Annotated in this window: 11 protein-coding genes; 7 read left to right on the plus strand and 4 right to left on the minus strand. The window is 54.5% G+C overall.

The genetic code is table 11. The annotated features are described in order from the left end of the window. Positions 1 to 71: 71 nt before the first annotated feature. Complete coding sequence (locus tag KSS95_RS16470; protein WP_217848131.1) at positions 72 to 6,167, minus strand: NACHT domain-containing protein; 6,096 nt, start codon at positions 6,165 to 6,167, stop codon at positions 72 to 74. Between the two features lie 133 nt (positions 6,168 to 6,300). Further along, entirely contained in the window at positions 6,301 to 6,648 is a 348-nt protein-coding gene (locus KSS95_RS16475; protein WP_217848132.1) for a hypothetical protein, read from the minus strand. Between the two features lie 473 nt (positions 6,649 to 7,121). On the opposite strand from KSS95_RS16475, the gene KSS95_RS16480 reads away from it, so the two are divergent. The 7 genes from KSS95_RS16480 to KSS95_RS16510 all read left to right on the plus strand — a co-directional run bounded on the left by KSS95_RS16480 (position 7,122) and on the right by KSS95_RS16510 (position 16,905). Beyond that, positions 7,122 to 7,439, plus strand: coding sequence for a type II toxin-antitoxin system PrlF family antitoxin (locus tag KSS95_RS16480; RefSeq protein WP_217848133.1), 318 nt, complete (start codon positions 7,122 to 7,124; stop codon positions 7,437 to 7,439). Next, positions 7,439 to 7,900: a type II toxin-antitoxin system YhaV family toxin gene (locus tag KSS95_RS16485; RefSeq protein WP_217848134.1), complete on the plus strand. Its 462-nt coding sequence runs from the start codon at positions 7,439 to 7,441 to the stop codon at positions 7,898 to 7,900. The genes KSS95_RS16480 and KSS95_RS16485 overlap by 1 nt, the downstream gene beginning before the upstream one ends. Positions 7,901 to 8,558: 658 nt before the next feature. Further along, on the plus strand, positions 8,559 to 10,274 hold the full coding sequence (locus tag KSS95_RS16490; protein WP_217848135.1) for a DUF6119 family protein: 1,716 nt from the start codon (positions 8,559 to 8,561) through the stop codon (positions 10,272 to 10,274). A gap of 169 nt (positions 10,275 to 10,443) precedes the next feature. Continuing rightward, positions 10,444 to 14,226 carry an ATP-binding protein gene (locus tag KSS95_RS16495; RefSeq protein WP_217848136.1) on the plus strand — a complete coding sequence of 1,261 codons (3,783 nt, stop codon included), beginning with the start codon at positions 10,444 to 10,446 and terminating at the stop codon, positions 14,224 to 14,226. Continuing rightward, a complete protein-coding gene (locus KSS95_RS16500) occupies positions 14,223 to 14,840 on the plus strand; it encodes a condensin complex protein MksE (RefSeq protein ID WP_217848137.1) in 618 nt (205 codons plus the stop codon). The genes KSS95_RS16495 and KSS95_RS16500 overlap by 4 nt, the downstream gene beginning before the upstream one ends. After that, a complete protein-coding gene (locus KSS95_RS16505) occupies positions 14,837 to 16,075 on the plus strand; it encodes a hypothetical protein (protein ID WP_217848138.1) in 1,239 nt (412 codons plus the stop codon). The genes KSS95_RS16500 and KSS95_RS16505 overlap by 4 nt, the downstream gene beginning before the upstream one ends. Next, complete coding sequence (locus KSS95_RS16510; RefSeq protein ID WP_217848139.1) at positions 16,063 to 16,905, plus strand: DUF7281 domain-containing protein; 843 nt, start codon at positions 16,063 to 16,065, stop codon at positions 16,903 to 16,905. Before KSS95_RS16505 ends, KSS95_RS16510 begins: the two co-directional genes overlap by 13 nt. A gap of 150 nt (positions 16,906 to 17,055) precedes the next feature. On the opposite strand, the gene KSS95_RS16515 is transcribed toward KSS95_RS16510, so the two are convergent. Next, positions 17,056 to 18,582 carry a hypothetical protein gene (locus KSS95_RS16515; protein WP_217848140.1) on the minus strand — a complete coding sequence of 509 codons (1,527 nt, stop codon included), beginning with the start codon at positions 18,580 to 18,582 and terminating at the stop codon, positions 17,056 to 17,058. Between the two features lie 593 nt (positions 18,583 to 19,175). Continuing rightward, the gene (locus KSS95_RS24630; protein ID WP_263974797.1) at positions 19,176 to 19,304 is read right to left on the minus strand and encodes a hypothetical protein; all 129 of its coding nucleotides are present in this window, start codon (positions 19,302 to 19,304) and stop codon (positions 19,176 to 19,178) included. Positions 19,305 to 19,404 lie beyond the last annotated feature (100 nt).

Here is a 19,404-nt window from a genome sequence, read left to right on the forward strand (position 1 = left end):
GGTCAGTAGCCCTCACTGACTACCCCATCCGGACGAGAAGGTATGCTCCCAGTCTATGTGCACGACAAAGGTCACATCACCTGACTCAATTCCGCTAACCAAGGCCCATATGCTTGGTTAAGTATGGGTATTAGATCCGGTCGCATCAGTACGTCACACCCCTCTATGTAGTACGAGTCCTGAATCGAAATCTGATCGCTATGCACTCGCCAAGTACGTTGAACCACCGCGAGGTTTCCAGCAGCATCTACCCACTTCATGGAGCCTGCGTATGCACAATGGTGCAGATCAGCAAGCATTTGAAGGCTTGCCGGAGGGACGAGTAATGAAGCCCTTCCCAGCCAGTCCTCAATTGGGCTCAGGCTCACTAACCAAGGACCACGCTCGTCCATTATCTCATCCGGACTACCCGTAATGATCATCCAATCTTCGATATGACCTTCGTTGAAAGGAAACGCATTGGGCGGGACACTCTCATCAGGATGCACTGCAACAATCCCCCCCATGCGGGTGGTCGTTCGCTGCCGCCCCGATTCAGTCCGCGAGCTTTGAGGATGTTCCACCTCATAGAAACCAAGTCGAATCCAACCACTGTACTCAGGATCATCGTCAGCGACCGTGACGATCGGGTTGAGACCATTGCGCGCACTGGGTTCCCATTTAGGGCGCGGTGTCCTGCTGGCGACAGCCATCAAGTGCGCAGGGATATTTGGTAGGATATAGCGAAGGATCTCCTCGTCCAACTCTGACTCGAAGCCTTCGGGTAGCCCTTCAGGACGCGGAAGGCTAACGAGCATAGAATCAAGAATGGATAGATAGATTTCCATTTGCCAAAGCAAAACTTGGGCTGAAAGACGTGCACTACCATTACGGCCGGCGCTGAGCTGCCATCGCTCGCGACCCGGAGTAGAATCACTCCACGCAATGTTATTCAGACGCTCCTCGAGGATATACGGCAGGTCAGGCCAGGACTGCGACAGAAATTCCATCACTTCATACTGCTCAAGTGCTGCGATCATCCGCAAAGGTTGATGGACGACCGGGCTGGAAGACATCGTGGATTCGGTTCTGTCTGCAACAGTCACATCTATTCTGGCTAGAAGTGCTTGAGCCATCCTCGCCACTGCCCATGAGTCGGACTCGGCGCATAGCATAAGCTCGGGACTGACATCAGTAATGAGGTTCGAAAGGTCCACCGGGGACTCAATCAACACGCGAAGCATTAGATGCAGCGAGGACACTGATGTATCGGCCAGTAGCCAGTGGCTCAACGGACGAGCGAATAGATGAGTTCGATCGCGTAGCAGACGTGCTATAGCACTCAAAACTAGCCCTTTGCGTGGTAAGACCGGATTGCCTAGGCGATTCAGGAGCAGGCTGATCAAGGCCTCTTCCACTGACCAGTCGCAATCGTCTGCCTCAAGACTTTCAAACCCAAGGTAGCGTCCCGGCAAAGGCAAACGGCGCTCCATCACGTTGAAGGCCTCGGCCCATGCTTGTGACGCGATGCCGGGAACCTCCCATTCGGCAAGTTGCTCAACCAGACGTTGCGTCACACCATGAACATTGCCAGACCGCAGCTTACGGGCCGTCTCGTCTGCTAGCACCTGCCAGGCTTGCGCAGGATCAAGCTCAAGCGCTCTGTCTACCGAAGCTGCGTGCTTACGATCGCCTACGTTATGCCAGCCACCGCCGCCTTTTGCACAGCTATACGCAAGCACGTAGGTGATGGCGGCCAGTTGTACATGACCGGCGTTATCAAGCGCTTCAGCCAGGCCGTTAATGGCCTGATAACGATCCCGGAACCAGTAATCCGTATCGTGCACATAAAAGTGGATCAGTCGTCGGGCTGCTAATTCATCGCCTGCTTCGACCATTTCGCTGATGATATAAGCCAGAGGTAGTGTTACCACCCCGTCGATCTCGGAATCCGAGATTTTCGTCGCACCTAATCTGCGAAGCGTAGACAGCACATCCACATAGCTTCGCGTTTGAGGAAAGGCGGGACGAAGCTCCTCACCTGCCGTGTCGTTCTTAAGAGATCTGCTTTCACTGCGCACTATCGGCGTGGGATGACGGTAATCACACAGGGCTGCTGGAACGGTAAGCGCATGCTCTGATGCAAATTTTAGAAGCCGCTCCACGGCATCGACCCGATACCGCATAGCATCATCTAACACTTCTGCACATAGTTGTGTGAATCGCTCCTGGACGTAAGACAGGCTGTTCGGGATAAGCCGTTCAAGAGGAACTAGCCGTTCCATGACAAGCTTACTGGCGCCACCGTCGTAATCAACCTCGAACAAGATTGAGCTCCATACTCCATCGAGCAAGAGCGGATCCGCCGTTTCAGCAAGACTCTTCAATACACTCGTCAGTGCGGCGACCGTGATCCAGGACTCCCCCCCACGTTCACGTGCCAATGTCGATGCTAAAAGCCGAACACCGTGTACTGGGTCAACAGCCATGAGTGCACTGAACCAGGCGTTCGGTGCATGGCGTGTTTCTCTGCCATCGGTATGATTCATCACTGCTCGCACGAGCGGCTGCAACTTGGTCAAGCCATCAAGCGCTGCGGTGGAAGACCCTCTCTTCAAAGCGCTCACACTCTGGATCAGGTCAAACAGAGAGGTGTCTTTGTGAAACCCGTACCCCAGTAGAAACCCGCAAGAGTTCCCCCAATAACTGGCTGCCGCCTCAGGTTGCCCTGCAACTGCTAACGCCTGTGCCACCCGCATGGAAAACTCGGCATGGTTGCTGTAGTAAGTACCGCCGTCTCTCTCCTCTGCCACGAGTTCACGATCTAAAGCGTCGACCACCAACTGCGACGCTGATTCATGTTTAGCGTAGGGAATCAGTATCGAAAAAAAAGTATTGGCCGAAATGGCCCCGCCGTCTTCCCTGTCCATCTGGGTCGCAATACCCAGACGAACCTCGGATATGGAGGAAATGGCGTAGTCCCACTCCTCCAGCGTTCTGGGGAGACGCAGTGCTCGGGCCAGGCTCTCAGCTATAACTGAATGGATGAGATACAGATCGCATGCCCGAGGAGATCCCACGAACGGACGAACATCCCCGAGAAGCTCTGCAAAAACGGCACTAGAGTCAGATGGACTGTTTTGGAGGGCCGCCGCTTCAGCTTCTGCGCTTGCTATCACGAAACGCAGCCAGCAACGGTACCAGCCGTCCCCTTCGACACGATGCCGCTCCGCGTCCAGGATTTGTGAATTGCCCGTTAAGGCATGTAGGCGTATGGATGCAACCCAGTCGCGAACTGGCTGGGTGCTGTGTAGGTGGCCATTGTCGTCCAGAGCAATGTCTAGAGTGTATGGTTCAACCAAAAATGGCTGGCCATTTTCAATGGAACCCCCTCGCTCCAGACACCATACAGCCTGCTCTGCTCCTTCGGCGTGACGCAGCGCGTTGTTGGCGTAATCTGCCGCCGCCACAAAGTTGCTCGCCTCCCATGCGACGTCCGACAGCCCCAACCAAGTCGCACAAGCACGCTCATCACTTAAGCCGAATCGCTGGTCAGATTGAATGCGCACTCGCCCAGCGAGACGTTCAACGGAAGACATAGGTAGCTCGTGAGCGAGCATGCTCGAAAGGCTACGTACGAAGATGAATTTGAGTTCTTCCTCGAAATACAACTGATCACAAACCTCTCGGGCGACACCAAACGTATACCCTAAGCGCAGTTGTCCACGCAGCGACGCCAGGTAAACCTTTTCCTCCTCGTACAGATAAGCCTCAGGATCGAAATGATCAGAGTGACTGCTGCGCTGGTCGTCAAACCATAACTCAAGGTATTCCGCCCAGGGTGCCACTGCGCCTTGGGCCTCGACCGCCTCACACGCGAGCAGTCCTTGAGTTGCATCCAGAGTTGGTTCTCCATCGAAGAGCATGCGTTGCGCGAGAGCATGCGGCCCATGTAGCGCCTGGTAGGTGACCCAATACGGATGCCAGCGATTTGTACCTTCATCAAAGCACATGTCGAGTGAACGGAAGATCTCAGCACACCTGAGCAGCACTGGCCAGTTTCCGCTGCTTGCCGCAATGTCCGCTGCAAGCGAGACGCCATTTTCAATAGCCGCTCTAGAGTGTCCATGAATGAGACTGTCACGCGCAAAGGTGGCAGAGACCCGCTCCAAAATCTCATCGTCCCGCCCCATTCGGCGCAAAGAAGGAAGCAAAAAGCGGTATGAGCGAGCGTCTTGAAAAAAGTCTTTGGATTCTAGCCAGACGATGACCGGATTCAGGATATTGCGAACGCTTTTGCCTGCGGCTTGTAACTCGTCAAGAATGAAGCGTCTGAAGCTCTCATGAAATATCCGTACACCGCCTTGACCTGTGGCGTGGGAAAGGATGGGGGACAACATGGCCAGCGCTTCGGGAACATAGTCTTGCATCAAGCTCCCGACAATTTCTTTCAGCTCTGCCTCCGTCACCGAGAAATCAAGCACACCTAGGATATTAGCCACGGGGACGTTGTTGCGGCTGGCGGTCAGGTTCAGGTGTTGGTAGTAACGGGTAATGTCACCGTCAAAGGCTGGCGCTGACGATAGCCATTCATGAGGCGCTTGAATGCGCCCGCTCTTTAACCCCTCAGCGAGGCCAACCGACAAATAGCGGGTATAGAGAGGGTTTCCTTGGGCCTTCGACGCCAGTAAGGTGAGTAACTCGTCTCGTTCACCTTGGTCGCTAATGGCGACGTCTTCAAATGCTTGTAAAACGCCATGCTTATCACACAGAGAAAATATCTCCTCGCGTTGCCACGCTTGAAGGGTGTGCTGGTGCAGTGAGTCCTTGAAACGATCTCGGAGAGGATCAAGGTGCTCGCCAGGTTGAGAGCCAATGACAAGCGATACACCTTCAGGTAACGCGAGTGTCGATAAGCGCTCTACGATATCCGTTTCATTATCATTTAGGCTTTGAGAGGTGCTGCGTACTCGCGCAATGTGATCCAGACCGTCGACAATAATGACGACTCGGGAGCCGCTTTCAGCGACTTGCTGCAGGCTTTCTTCAAGGACATCAGCTCCTGCCGCAAAGGTCTGCCGAGCAGAGACGCTCTCTTGCTCACTCAACCAGTCCTGGATGTCCCCCAGAAGATTTGCAAACAGGATGTTGGTGCTAACCCGCTTCTCTGCCAAACCGTCTCCAGGGGCAAGGAAGCAGTAATGCTGCGCTACAACAACACCGCGATTTCGCAGAAAATCGGCAAGCTGCGTCAACTCCCAAGATTTACCTGATCCGGGGCCAGCAAGGATCAAATGAACGCCTCCCTGCAGCACCGTTTCAGCCAGATCGTCGCGAACGTGCGGTCGCAGCTGTAGCACAGAATTATCAATCGGGAACTGTTGAAGTACTCGCCCGAAATCTGTGCGCAGCATCAAACGACTGGCTACGTTCCCAGGGGTCAGCCTCTCGCCTTGAATGCGGGCGTTGGTGGCGATGTGAATAGCTAACGCTGCAACATCCTCAGGCCGTCTTTCGGCGTTGGGGTATCGCCCTATTCCAACATCCTTCTTCAACAAGTCGAGCAGTAAATCCTCTAACGGGCCGGGGCTATCAAGATCAAGCGTTGCTGAGGGCAAAGCAAGTTCAATGATAAAGCGCTCGCAAAAAGCGACAACCTGATCTCGGGTAAGCGGTGCTGGGCCCTCCTTGGAGGGGCAGAGTACCGAGAGTCTTGGGCCTTCGGCATCTGGCCATATTCGAGCTGAATCGATGCGATATCGCTTTGTAGTAAACCCTGCGAACGTGCCAGCGGCTTCTGACACTTCAAATAAAGCGGACAACGCGTCGGCTATAACAGGGGGCTGCCAGGTCGCGCAGAGCCTGTACTCGTCAGCTGCGTCCATGCCTGCTTGGGTGAACGTCTGAACCAAACGGTCAAATCGAAGAGAGGAGGCATGGCCTGTGAAATCTTGAAGCTTCAGTGCGACGTCGGGGTTCAGGCTGGACTTTAGCTGGCGCCGGATTCTGGTTCCATTGGCCGTCACCTCAAGATCGTCGAAGCGGTCGTCTTCGACAGTTTTACGATCCACGATGACCGCTTCATGCTGGTGAACAAGTGCTCGAACCAGTAAGTATGCGGTAACCAAATCTTGGTAGGCATAGCCCCTATGAGCGGCACTCAAGGAGCCCATGTGTGTCGTAATCAAATTTCCCGCTCCTTTTTAAAGCCCGGCACTAGGGCCCTCCTTCACTGGCTACACATATTAAGCTACTGATGGCTTTCTGGTTGCTCTTTGCAAAATGCTTTTAGGTTCTGTATGTATGAAAACCTTTGAAACCTCACCGGAGCCTCTGCTCCAGTGCCAGGTTGTAGTCGTACTTGATCAAGCTATAGATCTTGATGTGCGGGTCGTCCACCGCCAGCTCGAACATGCACAGTACGCCATCAGCACTCGTGAACATGTGCTGGGAGTTAAAGCTCAAAGCCAGCTTCTGGGCACCGTATTCAAAGGTGACGGCACGGTTGGCAATTGCCTCGATTTGATTACTGGTGGTCGATACGCTCTTGAAGCGGAAAACCAGCGACGCCGCCATGTCCAGGATCTTACCGATAAAGAAGCTTTCCTCCTCTAGCTCCCGCTCCGGCACGGCGTGGAACTCCTTGCTGCCAACGACGTGCAGAATCATGCGTTTGATCGACAGGGATCGCCGTTCTTCTTCGGAAAAAATTCACGCTCCGTTCAGTGCTTGAGGTCGGCCAGGTTGGATACCCCTCCTGACCCGAAGTCAAAGTCGCATCGACCTTCACGAGCGCTACCGATCCGGATCGGGTCGAAGGCACATGCTGGACGGCGTCAGCAGCCAAATACTGGACGGAGAATATGTCGAGCATGGAAATACTGGCAAGCAGCCATCCTCGTGAAGCGGGCTTGAAAACAATCTTTCCGTCAAGTGCGAGCTTATATGTGAGCGTACCGACATCACACTTGCTGTCTTTCCCCTGCCCGCAAGGTATCGAGCCTCGTATCCCGGGAAGCGGTGAAACTCATTCTGCCAAATTTCTGACCCTTAACCCTACTTGTGCCTGATCAGGAGAAACCAAGATTGACCATGTAAGGATTATTCCTTACAATTCATTCTGTACATCCGGGAGAACGCTCATGCCTACCATCCACGAAATCGCCACGTTGACCTCGAAGGGGCAGATCACACTGCCCAAATCCGTACGTCAGCTACTGGGCATTGACACAGGTGGCAAGATTGCATTCGACGTACGCGGTGGTGAAATCGTGGTCAGCCGCGTAGAAACCACCCACGAAGACCCTGCCATCGGTGCGTTCCTGGGTTTGCTGGAGGCTGATATCCGAGGCGGCCGCAACCTCACCACTCTGCCGGAAGACTTGGCGCAAACCATGCTCGCCAACGCAAACCACTCCGTAAACCTGGACGAAGATATCAATGGTGAGGTCGCGATCTGATGCTGCGACATGGCTGGACACTGTTGTTCCATGAAGGAGTGACTTTACAGCTACGCAAATTGCAAGAAGCCGCCGTCCGAGCCGAGCAGAACGATCCGCAAGGTTTTGAGAGCAACGCCAACGTCAAGCTGTTTCGGGCATTGAGCCATCTGATCATGGAGGCTGTGCCTGCCGACCCAGGCCGTGATGAATTCCGCCAAGGCAACACGCTGGGCACCGCCTACAGACATTGGCGCCGCGCAAAAATCGGCAGGCGCTTTAGGCTGTTCTTTCGCTACGACTCAAGGTCCAAGGTCATCGTCTATGCATGGGTCAACGACGAAAATACCCTACGGTCGGCAGGCAGCAAATCCGATCCCTACGCCGTATTCGAGAAGATGCTGGGCCGCGGCAACCCTCCTGATGACTGGGATGCGCTGACTGCTGCGACGCGTAGCGACTGGGACGAGCCCAAAGCATAGCGTTCTGCGCCAGCCCCACCCCCGGTGCGTCCACTGTAATCCATTCATAGCTACTTTAAAAAAGGGTACATCTGGGGGTACAAAACTAATTCTCCATTCATAACCTTTTGATTTATATGAGTGTCCAGATGTTCTTCGGCGACCCTGAGAGTCTTTAGGTGTCGTCGGATAGGCTGTTTTTCTGATTACTTCTGCCTTCCCACAGACCATGGAGCTCCATTCACTTCCAGTGGGTTGCTACATTGGGGGCAAATCTGAGGGTATGCTTCGGATGGTTTGAAAATGATACCCCCAGTCTAAGGTCCATCTTTAAGGGGCCGGCGACCACGCCTTCCCGACTCCACTGCCGAAGGCCATGGTGTTCACTTAATACGCGGGCAACATCACCCTTAATGCTGGAGTTTGGAAGGTGACTTTGCCGAACGCTTACAAACAGAAATCGAATACTCCACATCCTTCACCAGCGCCCTCGCTATCCCGCTCAAGTAATCGCTGCCCAGACCAGGCCACAATCCTGCCCTATACCTGCCTACTGCATCCAGGTCCTAGTCACTGCCGCCTAGCCGCCAGAATATCGGCACTCATTGCAATTTGATATCACTGTAAGCAAAAATCGGATCCACATATGTCTGAATTGGTCATTTGCTGAGGGGTGGTAATGAGCAGGATTGGCGTCAACTCAATCACGGTGCGGCTGCTGAGGCCGAACTTGGATCCAGAGGATGGCCTCAGCCCGAAATATCGGCCAAGTGGCGCTAAGGAGTTGAAGGGGCAAGACTGGGAGGGTGGCGGAGAAGGCATCCTCTACTATGGCCAGGTGTATGATCGAACTCCTGAATGGCTGGCCCTGCTCGAGCCCCACATCTCAGATCCTCTCAGAAGCCTGCACTCCAGCGGTTCTGCAGCCATCCTCTTTTTGTACGTACAAAACCGCTGGATGGTCCTTTGTTTTGGCTATGCCCACCTCGCGCTGGAGGAAGATGCCTTCGTTCACCAATTTGGACTGAAGGTGGCGCTCAACACTGTGCCGCGAGGTAGCTTGCTTAGCCTCGATCTCGCCACCCCAGACGCGGTGACATTTCAGAAGCGGATACAAGCCAGCAAACTCTCGGATTTCAGCCAGTTTGGTATGGACACACTACGAGACCTGGCCAGAGTGGCGGGCGGTCAGCCCAGTGACAATGGATTTGCCAAGTTTGTTGCCGGCAAAGACGCGCTAAGCCTAGACGCCCCGCTGGCTCCGTCCGAGTTTCACGACAAGTGCGCGGAAATTCTTAAGGCTTATAAGTCAATCACCTACAAACGCGATTACGCCTGGTTTGACAACGTCAGGGAGGAGACCAGTTCTGAGCGGTTGAAGATCCTGGATCGGCAGCTCTACAGCGAGATTCGTGCGATCCGCGGAGGCGCCAACAGCCTACTGCACATGTCCCCTCCAGAGATCCTTGATTACCAAGAGGGCGCGGATCTGGGGTACACCGGTTTTGGTAGCCGCAAAAGCGAGTTCACCAAGCTATCCATCACCGATTACGTGGACGAGCTAAATCGGCTGACCTGTGCCCACACGATGGACGTCATGAAGTCCTCGCATCGGGTTCGTTCCGTGAGCAAAAAGTCTGGCGAACCGATTGGTTGGAAGGTTTATGACTGCCTGAACTGGGAGTACACGCTAACCAAGCCGACTCGGACGCACTACGTGCTATTTGCAGGCAAATGGTACGAAATTTCGGCGACCTTCAAAGATTTGGTCGAAAAACATTTCGATAAAATTCCGGATTTCAGCATTATCGGTCGAACTTCATGCCTGAACGAAGAAGAGCTGATTGCAGACATCACTGATACACGCTCCGACCTGATCAAGCTAGACCGCACCAAAATCAACCCCGAGGGTGTCACTTCAGGCAATCTTGAGCCTTGTGACTTCTACTCCAACGACAAGATCTTCATCCACCTGAAAGATGGCGGCTCCTCGGGCCCGATCAGTCACCTGTGGATGCAAGGTGTTGTCAGTGCTGAGGCCTTCGTGGCAGATAGCAAGTTCCGCACGAAGCTGAAGGACACTGTCTCAAAGACCAAGGGTGGGAGCGCATTTTTGAAGTCACTCCCGGACGGGCGAAAATCTGACTTCAATCGCAGCGACTACACCGTAGTGTACGGAATCATGCGGCCACCCTATAAAGGCGGTTCGTTGGGAATCCCCTTCTTCAGCAAAGTTAGCCTCATGGCAGCTTGTGATCGACTGCGACGCACGGGTATGAAGATCGGTAAAGAGCTGATCGAGAAGATTCCACCTACAGCAGGTGCGTCAACCAAGACAAAAAAAGCAAAGGCCGCGACTAAGGCAGGGGCCGCGAAGCCCTCCATAGCGCCTTGAAACCCTCAATGAGCTCGCCAGTGGGCGCCACTTGCCGTCAGATGGAAAGGCCCACTCGCTGCTCGTCCACGTTTATACATTCCCTAACCTGGTAGCCATCCACACGCCCTGTCCACCCGTGTGGATTCGCTTGGTGATGGCTGGCCCTGGGTAAAGCAAAGGAATTGCGATGAATATTGAAACACATAACGCTGGTCTCGACCTTCTGGTACCAGAGGACGTAATGACCGAGGAGCTGCCACTGCCGGCCCAAGAGCAAATTGAGCCGCCGCAGAACGCGCCGGAGGCGCTCTTCCGACTGATGAACATCCATCTCATCGATTCGCTTTCCCGCGGGAGAGTTCAGACGATGGGTATTGATGGTGGCATGGCGCTGACCGGGCGCAACGGCCGAGGCAAGACTTCCCTCCTCTCTTTGGCGCTGCTCTTCGCTGGCGTTGAACCCCGCGACGTGGTTTCGCAAGGCAAGGATTCGTTCATCGACTACTACCTACCGAACCAGACTTCCTACCTTGTGTATGAGTATGAACGTCCCGATGGTACCCGCCGGCTCGTGGTCGTGCTCAGCAACTCTACCGCCGACAAGATCCGTTTTCGGTTCGTGAACAGCCATTTCCGGCGTGACATGTTCGTCACCGATAACGGCCAGTTTGTACTCAACAAGGAGTTCCGCCAGCGCCTGATCTACCTGAAAATCCCCCATGCTGACAGACTGGTTGATACTTACATCGATTACAGGGCCATCATTCAGGGATGGCAGCCGCCGCACGTAGACCCTACGCATAGGCGCTATTTGCTTGGGATGTCGGACATGTACGGATTCACTACCTACAACCGTCCTTTGCGGCATCTTGAGAAGCTCACCAAGGGTATGTTCTCTCGAAAGGCCAATTTTGATGATCTCCAGCAGGTGGTTGCCGACTGGGTTTTCGAAGGTAAACCTTCCGCCGGCATCCAAACAGAGCGCAAGCGTGTAGAAAACTGGCCACGAGACTACAACGCCTACCAAAGCATCAAGAACATTACCCCGCTGGTTGATGAGGCCAGGGAGCACCGAGCGAAACTCGAAGCCGCTGAGGATGCCATTCGAGAGGTCAAGGAAAAGTTCATCTTCCTTCAAGACCATCTTCGCTTCTCAAAAGCCCAGCGAGAGAGCGAAGAGTCCCTCAAGCAAACGTATCTTGAGCAAGAAGCTGTCGCCCATGAAGCGAATGCCCTGGAAATCACCAGGGCCATTCATAGCGCCAAGGCTGATATCGAATCTTACGATCGTAATCTCACTGAAATCGAAAGTGCTCGCCAGGATTACGAAAGCAAGGGGGTCGAGGAAAAGCGCGCACGTGCGGCTCAGAAAGCAGTTTTTGAGGACGCGCTCAGAAGTGTAAATACCAAACTGGATCTGGCCCTCGGCGCAGCGAGAGAGGTCAAGGCCAAATACGAGAAGCAGATCAACGAGGAAACCAAGCTACACAACGATTTCCACGCCGCTGCCATCGAGAAAACCAACACTCTTCGCGAACAGGCCCGGGACGCCGTGGCCAAGCTCGAAGAAGCATGTGAAGACGCCCTGAAAGTGCTGGACGACTCATCAGCCGATGAGCTTGCCAGGCTTGTGCTAGAGCTACAACAACACCATGGCGACATGGGACGAGCTCAGGCGTACGTCGCCAATCCTTCCGTAGACCCCTCAATTCAGGATGAAATCGATAAGAGAGACATCGAGCTCAGGGACGCAAACAAAGCCATCGGTGCCGCCCACGCAGGTGTCGCGGCGAAGCAGCGTGTCGTCAACGATCTGCAGGCCCAGTCTTCCAAATACGATCTGACGATCGAGGCTGTGAAACACTCAATCGGCAAACAAAAAGACCTGATTGCCCAGATCCGACAAGCTCATGAGCCTGAACAGGATAGCCTTCTCGCGTTTCTACGAACCAATCGTCCAGGTTGGTCACAAGACATCGCCAAAGTCATAAACCCCGATCTCCTCCATCGTAACGATCTTCACCCCCAGCTGACAGCCATATCTGAAAGCCTCTACGGGATCGCACTTGAGCTGGAATATGTCGATGCAGCTGACGAGGCAGATGAGTCGAAGCTTCGTGAAAAGCTTGAGGATGCCAACCAAGCCTTGATGGCGTTTGAAGCTCAGTTAGAACGCGCCGTTAATCAGCAGGTCGAGCTACGCAAAGAAGTTAAGACAGCATCCGAAGATCTATCGCTGGCGCACTCAGGCCTGACGAAGGCTAGATCAACGGCCCAAGGTTTGGAGAGACAAGTCGACGAGCTTAAAAAGCAGCTTCGTGAGTCACTGGACGAAGCTCGCCAGCTTGCTCAAGCGCAATTGGCAGAATGCGAGCGCCTCCTCGGTCATGCTCAGAAAGCTCACGATGATCTGATCCAGCGTATCGCAAGTAAGAAGGCTGCCATCACCCACCAATGTAAACAGGACATCTCGGCCGTCAACACTCGGCTTGGTTCTGGAGTTCGTGATATTCAAGCTGGCGTTGATGCTCACAAGAGTACCCGCGACACCAGCATCAAGTTCTATTTGGATCAACAGAATAAAGAACTCGCTGGCGAAGGCGCCGACGTGAACGTGATCACCGCCCTCGAGGGCGAGCGTGATGACCTAAGGAAGACGCTTGATGAGATCAGCTCATGGAGCGAGCTCTTGTCCATGTGGCAAATCTGGAAAAACCAGATCTTCCCGCAGATCCCGGTGCTCCAGGCTAAGAAGGAGCAAAGCCAGGCAGACTTCGCACGAGACACCACTCGTTTAGAAGAGACTACAGCGGCCTGGCTACGAAAACGGCAGCAGGTACTCGACGCTATCAAAGAGTGTCGATCAGCTATCATAAGCATCGATGGGCAATTGATGATTGTCGCTACCTGTCTTGAGGAACGACTCAAAGCCTACGAATCCACCAGTCGCCATAATTCGTACGACACCGCATGGGAAGCCCTACCCTTGAGGGCTGCGATGGTCGCATTTCAGCAGCAAATCACTGAAGCTGAGACACAGCTGCGGAAGCTTACCTTCAAAATGCGCCACGCTTTCCTCGACGTGCCGAACGCTGCTCCGTCGACTTACTTCCAAGATCGCCTCCACAACATCCGCACTGAAACTGGTGAGGATGTCGATGCCCGCGTGACCCTTCGAGTTGTCGAGGACTGGTTCGCCACTGAGCATGATAAGAGCCGGCGTCTTTTGGTCGCAGATGCCAAAACCATTTTCGGCGAAATCCAAGGCCTTCACCGTGAGCTGCAGACCTTCAACAAGAAACTCTCCAGCTTCAATACGTCCCTGCAAGAGCATCTGGAGCACAGCTCGACGGTCTTCGACAACCTCTCCGAACTGAAGATCTCCATCTACTCGGGTGTTGAAGAGCTCGACTATTGGTCTGTGATCAACAAAATCACCAATGACCGGGAGGAATGGACGCAGGAGGACAGCCTGCCTAGCGTGGATGCCGTTGCCCATCTGAACGCGTTGCTCGCGATCTGGGATGGCAATCGTGGCATCAATGCTCAATTCAAATCGTTGGTCAGTATCCGCGGCTCCGTGCGGGAACAGGGCAACTTCCGGCAGTTCCGCAATCGTACTGAACTCGAAAACATCTCGTCGAACGGTCTCAGTTACCTGGTGCTCATCATCCTGTTCCTGGGGTTCATTGGTAAGGTTCGGGGCAACGCTCCTGTACAGCTGACCTGGTGTGTCGATGAGCTCAAGGCGATTGATGCCGAGAACATCGTGTCGCTCTGCAACTACCTAGGCCAAAACAGAATCACTCTGTGCACCGCTTTCCCCGATCCTGACGCTGAGACGCTGATGCTGTTTGAACACAAGTACAAATTGGATGCTGAACGACGCTTGGTGCATTGCGAACTCGCCCTAGAAAACGACGCAACCGATGACGGTGAGCTTGAGCTTGCCTGGAAGGACGGCGAATGAGCACTTTTGCACGGGTAGCGACTGCGCTCATGGAGGGCGGCTTCATCTGCCAGATTACCGACTACGAAGGCCATCAGTTCCTGGCCAACTCGGTCAACCAAGGCGACGTTGATCAGTACCTCAGGCGCATAGACCTCAGGTTGACGTCAACGCGAGACGGCGGTGCATTCTTTGCCGCACACGCTGACATCGACGTGGAGGGGAAAAAAGATGCGAAAAAGCGCTTCACAGAGGTAAAAAATGTCCTGCGTCCCATGGTGTCTTTCCTTGAACTGGTGATGCGCATCACTGGGGATGATGAGTCTGTAGCTGCCGGCCAGGTTTTGAACCTCAATCAAATGATGGCCAGGATCTCTGAAAATCCCAGTCTATACCTACAGCTGCGGCAGACGACGATCGACATCAACACGAAGGATGGCTCCGATCGGGAGCGCCTGAACAAGATCGTCAAGCGCTTCCAGAATGAGGGATACCTGCTTCTCGTCAATCCTGAGTCCGAGATCTTCATGTTCACTGGCCGCATCGAGTGGCTGATGGAGGCCATCGAGTACCTCATGCTGCACGACGAGATCTCTGAAGAAGATAGCGAGTATGACAAGAGAGCCGAGTCATGAGCACGCTCGAAGAGTCGGTGGCCAGTCATCTTGAGCTCTTACATAAATATCGCAGGCTGATCTCACAGATGTACTCGGCCGGGTATGTCACCCGGGATGATGAGAATGCTCGAGCGCTGACGAAGCTTCAGCAGATCAGAGCAGTGCGTATCAACGCCGCAGTTGAGAACACCTACCGTCTCTCGCCTACCCTCAATCGTCTGCTGAACGAAGCAACCCATCGTGCTCGGAATTACGATATCTCGGCCGATTTCGGTGAGCAGATGGCCCGTCTCATCAAACTGATGGACGACTACACCGACGCCTGCCTACAGAATCGTATCGATGACTCACTGCTCATTCAGGGTGATATCGATGCGACCCTGTACGAGATGGCGGAGGCCATGAATGATTTCCTCCTCCATGTCCGCACAGCGGCAGAGAACAATTTCGGCAACGTTACGACCTATAAGGAGAAGGAAAAGCAGACCGAGCACTATCTCAACCAGCTTGAGCGGATCCTCAAGGCCCTGAGTATGTTCGATGGCGAAGCAATCCTTGACGAGCTGACGCCACCGGAGCGCGAGACACTGGAGGTTCTGTATCAGAGCCACATTTTGGACAAGCTTTCAGAGTGGCGCTCCAGGACAGTCGATATCATCCATGTGCTTAAGACCTATCTCTACAAAATCAGGACAGTCGCCCCTCGCGCGCGGCGCATTCGTGCGCTGCAGCTCTATCTTCAGAAGCATCCTGGGTACGAGGTGCGATCTCCAGATGAGTATCCTGAGATTCCGGAGTGGGCCTACCATCACGAGCCTCTGAAGATTCAGCTGGTGCCTGACTTGGGCGCACAAAACATCAGAGACTTATTGGTCGATATCGCCAAGACCATTGAAAAGGCGGTGGCTGTTCCCGTCAAAACCAGAAAACCCGGCACACCGGTCGATGAAGCGCCACCAAAAGCGGCGCTCATCAAAGGCTCGCCACTTGTAGTGGTCAGTCAGCGCCTTCTCAATGAGGCTGCCAAATCCCCCACCCCGATTTCGGCTGCTGGCTACTTCATACAGGCCGAGGAAACCATGGTGTTGGATCAGGAGTCGTGCATGATGTGCTTCCTCACGCTTGTCGAGAAACAGATCAATGCCAACGCCAAGATCATCAGGCGGCTGTTCATACAAAACGTTGCCAAGAATGAGGACGATACGCTCAGCGGGAACGTGATCATTGAGGATGTGCTGCTATGCCAACGCTAACCCTCACCAAGAAGCTCCTGTCTATCTTCCAGTCAGAGGAGCAAGACTTTCGCCCAAGCAAAATGCTGAACGATTTCTGTGAGGATTACAGCGTCGGCTACCGCGTCGGATCTGTTTGGCGATTCAGTCCAAGCCACAAGGCGAAGATCGCGACCTACCTTCAGAACGAGGCCAAGGTCGACCCAAACCAATCGTTAAATGCGTGGGAGGGGGAGTCACGACACGGCGCGCTAAAGAAAGGCGGTGATGAGAAGCTAACCACCAAACGCCTGCGTGGTAAGCGTGTAGCAGTGAAGGCCCTACCCGGTCGGCCATTACTGCTAGGCCCTACCCCAATCAATCTCCCTCCAGGTGCAAGCTTGGATCTCGATCGCCATTGGGTGGTTGAGCACTGCGAGCACGACAGCGTGTTGCTTATCGAGAACTGGGAAAACTTTGAACTCACCCATGAAACACCCTTTCTCCAGCAGGTGCCTGGCAATCCGCTAGTGGTATTTCGAGGTGCGCCAGGAAGCTACAAAACGGATAGCAGCCAGGCGTTGTTGGCAGAGCTGAAGCTGCCAGTAGTAGCCTTCACTGATTATGATCCTGAGGGTATCTGTATTGCTGCCACCCTCCCCGGCTTCTCTCGGTATCTTGCACCTTCAGACGAGTGCCTTGAGGCACTCATGGGCGAGATCAGCACCGAGAATCGTTACCAGAAGCAGGTCGCAGGTAAGCTGGCCTTTCTCGATAGCTTGACTGACCCTGAGCTTGTAAGGGTTTATCAGCTCGTCCGCAGGGCGGGCAAGGCATTACCGCAGGAAAAGCTGATAGGCCTAGAACCGTAGGCGCTGATGAGAAATTGACCCATCTGCCGAAAAAACGCTGACCCAAGCAACCTTCAAGGCTACGGTCGCATTTGCTGGACATCTACCGATCCATGTTGGGGCAGTCTTGCCCCAGTAGGGAGGACAACTCTGCATCAACGCCAAGAGTCCTCAAACATGGGCTGACTGACCTTTAGAGACTGCCAATACCCCGTCGGCCCGCAATGCGAACTCGGCGATGCGGCTGAAGACAACGATACGCGGGTTGTCCGTCACTACAGGAAAACGCGAAACCAGCATGTGCTGCACGGGCTCGACGTCCAGTTTCATCTTCAGAAGTTGCTCGCGATTTCGCTCCTTCATCAAGGCCCTCTCATATGCTCGCACGAGTCCGCAGTTGTAGCGGGCAAAGGCGACCGCATCCGAGTCGACGCGCTTGAGATCGACGAAGTTGTTCTTGCACTGGACATTCCAGATAACGCCATCGCGTAGCAACACTACGTCAAACTCCTGCCGACTGATGCGCACAATATCCTGGACGATGAAGCCTTGGGCTTCCAGCGCTACCTTGACCACATCCTCAAAGATGAAGCCTGCCCTAATCTGATACCGTTTCTGGCGGTCAAGTACTTGCGCCCGCCAGTTGTAGGCAAAGCGACTCAGCAGCGTGACGGTAGATAAATAGTGATCGCCAGACAGCACCAGCGGCGCGTAGGTTGACAAGCTTTCCATATATGTGTAGGCACCGCAGGTTAACGCCGCCACGAGCAGCGGCGAGGCTCCTTCCTGCGCGGTGATCAAGGTCAGATCCTCGGGGGAGATGCGAATCCAGTAGTCGTCCTCTATAAACTCCGTGGACAGGCGGCGTATCAATGACGCGGCGACGGCGAACTCGGTACTTGTTAGGTCAAATTCGACGTAGACAGCTTCACACAGGAGAATGTCGTTTCTCAGCTCTGCGGCCGAAAATAGGCGATCGGCCCGGACCTGCTCCATGGCCTCCAGTATCTGCCAACCCTCTGGCGAGTTGGGCATCTCGAAAATTGGAGCGCGCTCAGGCTCCAGGAATAGTCCATTCAACATGGCCATCTCGGCGTTGGCATCATCCGGGATGCCCAGTCGCTCCTGTGCAATCTTTACCATCAGAGCATATTGAGCCCCCATCATCGGAGCTCCACTGAACTCGACAATAGGCAGGAAAACGTTGAGAGCATCCTCTTGCCTGATAGACTTCGTCCCTCGACACGCCGTAGGAATGAAGTGCAGCAATCCCACCAGATGTCGCCGCCGGGACTGTAGGTAGCCAATCATTGCCGCCAAAGTCTGAAAGCCACTCGCCGCCTCAATAACGCCATGACGCTTAAAAGCCACACCGATGTCCGATCCCTGGACGATCAACAAAGTAAGTCTCTCGACGAGGGGTTGTTCCAATCGCGTAGCCAAACGCTTGCGGATACGCGTGAGTAGGAGCAAGTCCTCAGCGCTCCGCATGACGGGAAACCCAAAAAGTTGCCGCTCGAATTCATCGTCACCCCAATCAACCGTGTGCAGATTGATCAGTTCCTCCACAGCCCGCAGCGTGTCCAGCAGGCAGCGCGTGGCCGATCTCGCTTCAAAGGAGGCCAGCGCGGCGCCGACGCGCGCCTCCAGTTCAGCGAGTCTGCCTTCGATTTCACCGCGAGAAAATGACTCGGCCATGACAACTCCTCCATTTTTAAAAGCGTAACGCTTGCTGCAGCGCCGCCGTGTGTGCACGCTGGGCGTCGGAATCCCAAGATGGGGAAATATGTTGAAGCATTGCGCTGGTAGAGGTTCGGCCAGCGGATGAACAACGCCATCGCCCCCCCGATGATCAAGCCACCGACCAGGTCGGCAAACAGGGTGCCTAGCGGCATGCCCGGGAACAGGCCGAGCAGCCAGCGCAGCACACAACCCGCGCTGCCGCCGACGATGACAGAAAACAGGGAAAGCTACATCGCAAGACTCCATGGGAAACTCAAGGAGCCGTATAAAAAAGACAGGCAATAGCCTACGCGCGCATTTTCATAGGGTGACCAGCACGCTCACGAAACTGGTCGCGTCACTGGCGAGGAACAGAGCCGCCTAGGCAATCTCCTGGGGCCGAGCTAAGCGTCAGGGGGGAAATAATGCCGCAATCTGGGCCCAGGCTTTCGGCGTTTCGGTGCCGCCGGGCAGCATGGCATTGGCGCGGATTCCCCGCTCGCCGCATTCGGTGGTGACCACTTGGGACAACCCGTCCTTACTCACGGCATAGGCTGGTCGACCACTGCTCACACCTTGGGCTGGCGCCGAGCGGTGAGCACCAGGCACTCGCCCTTCTCGGCGGACAGTCTCGCCGCAGCGCGACCGATACCGGAGCCAGCACTAGTGATGATGGCAAGCTTTCCTGCGAGTGTCATGCGGCATCCTTGAGGTTTGCTGGCAAACCGCACTAAATCCCTAACCTCGTCCGCCAGCACTCCGACCCTTGCTCCGGATTACCACTTTCCCTTACGCCGC

The organism is Pseudomonas muyukensis (assembly GCF_019139535.1).
GTDB lineage: Bacteria > Pseudomonadota > Gammaproteobacteria > Pseudomonadales > Pseudomonadaceae > Aquipseudomonas > Aquipseudomonas muyukensis.